Source organism: Streptomyces sp. NPDC034670 (genome assembly GCF_055574875.1).
The window spans coordinates 5,876-13,897 of sequence record NZ_JBVITR010000065.1 but is presented as its reverse complement, the minus strand read 5'-3'; the positions used below and the strand labels follow the sequence as shown (position 1 = coordinate 13,897).

Sequence of the window (8,022 nt, the reverse complement as noted above, 5' to 3'; positions counted from 1 at the left end):
GGCGTCTCCGCAAGCGTGGCACGAAGCTCCCCCCCCCTACGTGTCTCTGGGGGGACGGGGGCCAGGCCCCAAGGGGTGCCCCACCCCTCGGGCGTCCCCGCGCGCGGTCAGCGGCCCTGCGGGCGGGGACCGCCCAGCTCCACGGCGGTGCAGCGCCAGCGCAGGTCCCGGCCCCGCTCCAGCCGGAACGCCATGGCGCTCAGCCGGTCGCCGGCACCGATCCGGGCGAAGACCTCCAGGGCGCCCTCGCGGGGGACGAAGTAGCCGATGTCCCGTACGACGGGCCGGGCGCCGCGGGTGCGCAGCGGGCCGTGCTCGGCGAGCCGCGCCAGGTCGTCGTAGGCGCGGCCCGCCGTGTGCCGCAGCATGGCGTGGACGGGCCGCTGCCCGCTCAGCACGGCGAGGAGCAACTCGGCGAAGCGGTCGGTGGGGCGGGGCTGGGGGACGGCGGGCCGGTGCGGCGTCCGGGCGGGCACGACGGGCGCGGGGGGCGCGGCCTCCCGGCCGGAGAGCGCCCGGGAGGCCCGGACGGAGGCCGCCCGCGCGGCGGCGGCGGACGGCGGGCGGCCGTCCGCGGGGCGCCGGGACCGGGCGGCGGGGGAGGGACCACGCCCCTCGCCGGGGGACGGGGCGCGGGCGGCGGTCCCCGCGGGACGGCGGGGCGGGGTGGTGCCGGCGGGACGGCGGGAGTCGCGGCGGCCCGCCGGCCGGGCGCCGGCCGGGCGGGCGCCGGGGTGGTGCTGAGCCCTGGTCATGACCTTGTTCACGGGGACCCCGTTCGAACGGGCCCGGGCGTCGCCGCGGCGCGAAGCCGGGCGATACCGGGCGGTAACTTCGTGGTTGGGGATCTTGTACGGGGCGGAACGGTGCGGCGGCAAGCAACCGGACCGCGGGTCGGAGCGGCCGGGAGATTCACCTATCCGAGTGGTCGCCGAGGCGCCGGCCCCGTACCGGAGCGGACGCACCGGGTGACGTCCGGGCCCGGAGTGGACGCGGCCGGGGGGCCGGGCGGGGACTCGATGGGGGACGCCCGCACCCGTATCCTGAGGGATCTCCGGCCGGGCACGACCGCCCGCACCGGGTGCCGGCGGACCCCGGCACGGATCGACCACGGAACGACCACGAAAGCGGCCGACATGCGCGTCTACGTCCCCCTGACCCTTCCCGGCCTCGCCGAGGCGCACCGGACGGGCGAGCTGGGCGACGGACCGCTCCTCGCGTACGCCGTGACGCCCGCACTGCGCGAGTGGTACCTCTCCGACGACATCGAGGAGCTGGAGTACGCCGCGCTGAGCCGCGCCGCGCTGGCCTCCCTGCGGCTGCTGGCGGCGGACCCCGCGGCGCCCCGGCGCCGGGTGGTGGTCGCCGTCGACGTCCCCGACCGGGCGGCCGCGGCCGACCCCGACCGGGGGCTCGACCCGGCCGCGCTCGGGGAGGTGCGGGTCGCCGGGCCCGTGCCGCTGGCCGAGGCGGCCGCGGTGCACGTGGACGCGGCGGACGCGGAGGCGGACGTGGCGGCCGCCGCGCGGGCGCTGCCCGCGGCGGACGGCGGGGACGACGACGCGCGGTTCACGGTGGACGGCGCGGAGGACCACGAGCTGCTGTGGTACGCCACGCAGGAGATCCCCCACCTGGTGGCCCCGGCGGACTGAGCGCCGTCCGGGCGGCCCGGCGGTCTCCTGGACGCCGGCGCCGGCGGGTACGTTCTGGGGCATGGGGATGCAGAGGAACGCGCACATCGTCTGGGACTGGAACGGGACGCTGTTCCACGACGTCGACGCGGTCATCGGGGCGACGAACGCGGCCTTCGCCGAGCTGGGGCTGGAGCCGATCACGCTGGAGCGGTACCGGGAGCTGTACTGCGTGCCGATACCGAGGTTCTACGAGCGGCTGCTGGGGCGGCTGCCGAGCGGGCCCGAGTGGGAGCTGATGGACGCGGCCTTCCACCGGTACTACGCGGAGCACCGGGTGCGGTGCGGACTGGCCGAGGGCGTGGTGGAGCTGCTGTCGGGGTGGTCGGCGGCGGGACGCAGCCAGTCGATCCTCAGCATGTACGGGCACGAGGACCTGGTGCCGCTGGTCCGGGACTTCGGCATCGAGCCGCACTTCCTGCGGGTCGACGGGCGGACCGGGCCGTCCGGGGGCAGCAAGGCGGAGCACATGGTGCGCCACCTCGGCGCACTGACCGGCGTGGACCCGGCGCGCACGGTGGTGATCGGCGACGCGGCCGACGACGCGCTGGCCGCACGGCACGTGGGGGCGCGGGCCGTCCTCTACACCGGCGGTTCCCACGGCCGGGCCAGCCTGGAGGCGGTGGGCGTGCCGGTGGTGGACACCCTGGCCGAGGCCGTGGCGGAGGCGGAACGCCTCGCGGCGTGAGGGCACCGGGGTCTCCCGGAGCGCCCGGGTCTCCCGGAACCCTCGGGTCTCCCGGAGCGCCCGGGACCCCGGAGCGCCCGGGACCCCGGACCGCCGGAGCCCTGCCCGGCCGTCACCGAATGTGCACTGTGCAGAACGTCAAACTTCGCCCCCCGGTTTTGTACACATACGGCTCATGACGGGCCCCCGGCGGGGAGCGATAGCCTGGGTGCCGTGATCAGCGCGATACCTCGCGGGGACATGGACGTCTCCGCTGTGCGCCCGGGGAGCACGGACGACATCCGTGACCGGGCGGCGGCCGCTGGTCCCCACGGGCGGGACGGTGCCCGGCGGGCGCCCGGGACGCGGTGCGTCCTGCGGGGCCGGGGACGGAGGACGCGAAGAGTAGCGTCACACCCGTCGGACGCACCGGGATCGGCCGAACGGCCCCCGCTCCTCTCACCCTGCGGCATAACGTCGGCACAGACCGGACACCCCGTGTCGTACCGCCGCACCACAGGGCCGGAGACCGTACTTCCTTCTACGTCACGCAACGGCGCGCGACAGGAGCCAGAGGATCATGCAGACCAAGCTGGACGAAGCCAAGGCCGAGCTGCTCGAGAGGGCCGCCCGGGTAGCTGAGAACAGCCCGGCCGGGGGGAAACTACCGACCGGGACGGCAGACGGGGGTGCTCCCGACCGGGAATCCGTGCTCGCGTTCCTCCAGCGCTTCTACCTGCACACCGCACCGGAGGACCTCACCGACCGCGACCCGGTCGACGTCTTCGGGGCCGCCGTCTCGCACTACCGGCTGGCCGAGAACCGCCCGCAGGGCACGGCCAACGTCCGGGTCCACACCCCGACCGTCGAGGAGAACGGCTGGACCTGCAGCCACTCCGTCGTCGAGGTGGTCACCGACGACATGCCCTTCCTGGTCGACTCCGTCACCAACGAGCTGACCCGCCAGGGCCGCGGCATCCACGTCGTGATCCACCCGCAGTTCGTGGTCCGCCGGGACGTCACCGGCAAGCTGATCGAGGTGCTCCCCACCCCGCCGGGCGACGACCTCCCGCACGACGCGCACGTCGAGTCCTGGATCCACGTCGAGATCGACCGCGAGACCGACCGCGGCGACCTCAAGCAGATCACCGCCGACCTGCTGCGCATCCTGTCCGACGTCCGCGAGGCGGTCGAGGACTGGGGCAAGATGCGCCAGGCGGCGACCCGGCTGGCCGAGGACCTGCCCGACGAGCCCGTCCCCGGCGACCTGCCCCGGCAGCAGGTCGAGGAGGCCCGCGAGCTGCTGCACTGGCTGGCCGACAACCACTTCACCTTCCTGGGCTACCGCGAGTACGAGCTGCGCGGGGACGACTCGCTCGGCGCCATCCCCGGCACCGGCCTCGGCATCCTGCGCTCCGACCCGCACCACGCCTCCGCCGAGGGCCACCCGGTCAGCCCGTCCTTCGAGCGGCTGCCCGCCGACGCCCGCGCCAAGGCGCGCGAGCACAACCTGCTGGTGCTGACCAAGGCCAACAGCCGGGCGACCGTGCACCGGCCGTCGTACCTGGACTACATCGGCGTCAAGAAGTTCGACGCGGACGGCAACGTCGTCGGCGAGCGGCGCTTCCTCGGACTGTTCTCGTCCGTCGCCTACACCGAGTCCGTCCGCCGGGTGCCGGTGATCCGGCGCAAGGTCGAGGAGGTGCTGGAGCGCGCCGGCTTCTCGCCCCACAGCCACGACGGGCGCGACCTGCTCCAGATCCTGGAGACCTACCCGCGCGACGAGCTCTTCCAGACCCCGGTCGACGAGCTGCAGGCCATCGTCACCTCCGTCCTCTACCTCCAGGAGCGCCGCCGGCTGCGGCTCTACCTGCGCCAGGACGAGTACGGGCGCTACTACTCCGCCCTCGTCTACCTGCCCCGCGACCGCTACACCACCGGTGTCCGGCTGCGGATCATCGACATCCTCAAGGAGGAGCTCGGCGGCACCAGCGTCGACTTCACCGCCTGGAACACCGAGTCCGTCCTCTCCCGGCTGCACTTCGTGGTCCGGGTCCCGCAGGGCACCGAGCTGCCGCAGCTGTCCGACGCCGACAAGGAGCGCATCGAGGCCCGGCTCGTCGAGGCCGCCCGCTCCTGGGCCGACGGCTTCGCCGAGGCGCTGAACGCCGAGCTCGGCGAGGAGCGCGCCGCCGAGCTGCTGCGCCGCTACGCGGGCGCCTTCCCCGAGGGGTACAAGGCCGACCACTCCCCGCGCAGCGCCGTCGCCGACCTCGTCCGCATCGAGCGGCTCGACGACGAGCGGAACTTCGAGCTCAGCCTGTACGAGCCGGTGGGCGCGGGTCCCGAGGACCGCCGCTTCAAGATCTACCGCAAGGGCGAGGCGATCTCCCTGTCCGCGGTGCTGCCGGTGCTCCAGCGGCTCGGCGTCGAGGTCGTCGACGAGCGGCCGTACGAACTGCGGTGCGCCGACCGCAGCGTGGCCTGGATCTACGACTTCGGCCTGCGCATGCCCAAGCTGACCGGTGCCGCCGCCGACCACCTCGGCGACGACGCGCGCGAGCGGTTCCAGGACGCCTTCGCCGCGGCCTGGACCGGCAAGGCGGAGAACGACGGCTTCAACGCCCTCGTGCTGAGCGCCGGACTGACCTGGCGCGAGGCCGTGGTGCTGCGGGCGTACGCCAAGTACCTGCGCCAGGCGGGCTCCACCTTCAGCCAGGACTACATGGAGGACACCCTCCGCAACAACGTCCACACCACCCGGCTGCTCGTCTCCCTGTTCGAGGCCCGGATGGCGCCGGACCGCCAGCGCGCCGGGCACGAACTGGTGGACGCCCTGCTGGAGGAGCTCGACGCCGCCCTCGAACAGGTGGCCTCGCTCGACGAGGACCGCATCCTGCGCGCCTTCCTCACCGTCATCAAGGCGACGCTGCGCACCAACTTCTTCCAGGAGGCGGGCGACGGCACGCCGCACGACTACGTCTCCATGAAGTTCGACCCGCAGGCCATCCCCGACCTCCCCGCGCCGCGCCCGGCGTACGAGATCTGGGTGTACTCGCCGCGCGTGGAGGGCGTGCACCTGCGCTACGGCAAGGTCGCCCGCGGCGGCCTGCGCTGGTCGGACCGCCGGGAGGACTTCCGCACCGAGATCCTCGGCCTGGTCAAGGCGCAGGCGGTGAAGAACACCGTCATCGTGCCGGTGGGCGCCAAGGGCGGCTTCGTCGCCAAGCACCTCCCCGACCCGAACGCCGACCGCGACGCCTGGCTGGCCGAGGGCGTCGCCTGCTACCGGACGTTCATCTCGGCGCTGCTCGACATCACCGACAACATGGTGGCCGGCGAGGTCGTGCCCCCGCGGGACGTCGTCCGGCACGACGGGGACGACCCCTACCTCGTCGTCGCCGCCGACAAGGGCACCGCGAAGTTCTCGGACATCGCCAACGAGGTCGCCGAGTCCTACGACTTCTGGCTCGGCGACGCCTTCGCCTCCGGCGGCTCCGCCGGATACGACCACAAGGGCATGGGCATCACCGCCCGCGGCGCCTGGGAGTCCGTCAAGCGGCACTTCCGGGAGCTGGGCGTGGACACCCAGACCCAGGACTTCACCGTCGTCGGCATCGGTGACATGTCCGGTGACGTGTTCGGCAACGGCATGCTGCTCAGCGAGCACATCCGCCTGGTCGCCGCCTTCGACCACCGGCACATCTTCATCGACCCGAACCCGGACGCGGCCGCCTCCTACGCCGAGCGCCGCCGCCTGTTCGAGCTGCCCCGCAGCTCCTGGGCCGACTACGACGCCGGGCTGCTGTCGGCGGGCGGCGGCGTGTTCCCGCGCGCCGCCAAGTCCGTCCCGATCAGCTCCCAGATCCGCGAGGCCCTCGGCATCGAGCCCGGCATCACCAAGATGACCCCGGCCGACCTGATGAAGGCGATCCTGAGGGCGCCGGTGGACCTGCTGTGGAACGGCGGCATCGGCACGTACGTCAAGGCCTCCGGCGAGTCCAACGCCGACGTCGGCGACAAGGCCAACGACCACATCCGGGTCGACGGCAAGGACCTGCGCGCCGCCGTCGTCGGCGAGGGCGGCAACCTGGGCTTCACCCAGCTCGGCCGGATCGAGTACGCGCTGCACGGCGGCCGGATCAACACCGACGCCATCGACAACAGCGCGGGCGTGGACACCTCCGACCACGAGGTGAACATCAAGATCCTGCTCAACGGCCTGGTGACGGACGGCGACATGACGGTCAAGCAGCGCAACAAGCTGCTCGCCGAGATGACCGACGAGGTCGGCCGCATGGTGCTGCGCACCAACTACGCGCAGAACACCGCCCTCGCCAACGCCCTGGCCCAGTCCAGGGACATGCTCCACGCCCAGCAGCGCTTCATGAAGCACCTGGTGCGCGAGGGCCGGCTCGACCGGGCCCTGGAGTTCCTGCCCACCGACCGCCAGATCCGCGAACGGCTCGCCGCCGGGCAGGGCCTGACCGGCCCGGAGACGGCCGTCCTGCTGGCGTACACGAAGATCACGGTCGCCGAGGAGCTGCTGCGCACCTCGCTGCCCGACGACCCCCACCTGAAGGGGCTGCTGTACGCCTACTTCCCGAGCGCGCTGCGCGAGCGGTTCCGGGAGCACATCGACAGCCACCCGCTGCGCCGCGAGATCACCACGACCGTGCTGGTCAACGACACGGTCAACACGGGCGGTACGACGTACCTGCACCGGATGCGCGAGGAGACCGGCGCGTCGCTGGAGGAGATCGTCCGGGCGCAGACCGCGGCCCGTGCGATCTTCCGCTCCGCGGTGGTGTGGGACGGGGTCGAGGCCCTCGACAACAAGGTCGACGCGGAGACCCAGACCCGGATCCGGCTGCACTCGCGCCGGCTGGTGGAGCGCGGCACGCGCTGGCTGCTCAACAACCGGCCGCAGCCGCTGGAGCTGGCGGAGACGGTGGAGTTCTTCGCCGAACGCGTCGAGCAGGTCTGGGCGCAGCTGCCGAAGCTGCTGCGCGGCGCGGACCTGGACTGGTACCAGAAGATCCACGACGAGCTGACCGAGGCCGGCGTCCCCGGCGAGCTGGCCACCCGGGTCGCCGGGTTCTCCTCCGCCTTCCCGACGCTCGACATCGTGTCGGTGGCCGACCGGACGGGCAAGGACCCGCTGGACGTCGCCGAGGTCTACTACGACCTCGCCGACCGGCTGCGCATCACCCAGCTGATGGACCGCATCATCGAGCTGCCGCGCGCCGACCGCTGGCAGTCCATGGCCCGCGCGGCGATCCGCGAGGACCTGTACGCGGCGCACGCGGCGGTGACCGCGGAGGTCCTGGCGGTGGGCGACGGCACCTCGACCCCGCAGCAGCGCTTCGAGCTGTGGGCGCGGAAGAACGCGGCGCTGCTCGGCCGGGCCCGCGCCACCCTGGACGAGATCCACAGCTCCGACTCCTTCGACCTGGCCAACCTGTCGGTGGCGATGCGGACGATGCGGACGCTGCTGCGCAGCCACTCGTAGGCCGCGCGGCCCCGCCCGCCCACGCGGGACGGGGCCGGCCGCGGACGACCGCGGGGGGGGGGGGGGGGGGAGGGCGGGGGGGGGGGGGGGGGGGGGTGGGGGGGGGGGTGGGGGGGGGGGGGGGGGGGGGGGGGGGGGGGGGGGGGTGTTTT

General features: G+C 73.8%; 4 protein-coding genes. 3 read left to right on the top strand and 1 reads right to left on the bottom strand.

Going from position 1 to position 8,022, the window contains the following annotated elements; all coding sequences use genetic code 11:
- Positions 1–107: 107 nt before the first annotated feature.
- A complete protein-coding gene (locus ACZ56B_RS29515; RefSeq protein ID WP_468797082.1) occupies positions 108–767 on the bottom strand; it encodes an Rv3235 family protein in 660 nt (219 codons plus the stop codon).
- Positions 768–1,136: 369 nt separating this feature from the next.
- Between ACZ56B_RS29515 and ACZ56B_RS29510 the strand changes: the two genes are divergently transcribed.
- The 3 genes from ACZ56B_RS29510 (at position 1,137) to ACZ56B_RS29500 (ending at position 7,870) form a co-directional block, all read left to right on the top strand.
- A complete protein-coding gene (locus ACZ56B_RS29510; RefSeq protein WP_468797079.1) occupies positions 1,137–1,652 on the top strand; it encodes a DUF6912 family protein in 516 nt (171 codons plus the stop codon).
- A gap of 61 nt (positions 1,653–1,713) precedes the next feature.
- On the top strand, positions 1,714–2,379 hold the full coding sequence (locus ACZ56B_RS29505) for an HAD family hydrolase (protein WP_468797076.1): 666 nt from the start codon (positions 1,714–1,716) through the stop codon (positions 2,377–2,379).
- 559 nt (positions 2,380–2,938) lie between these two features.
- Positions 2,939–7,870 carry an NAD-glutamate dehydrogenase gene (locus ACZ56B_RS29500; RefSeq protein ID WP_468797073.1) on the top strand — a complete coding sequence of 1,644 codons (4,932 nt, stop codon included), beginning with the start codon at positions 2,939–2,941 and terminating at the stop codon, positions 7,868–7,870.
- Positions 7,871–8,022 lie beyond the last annotated feature (152 nt).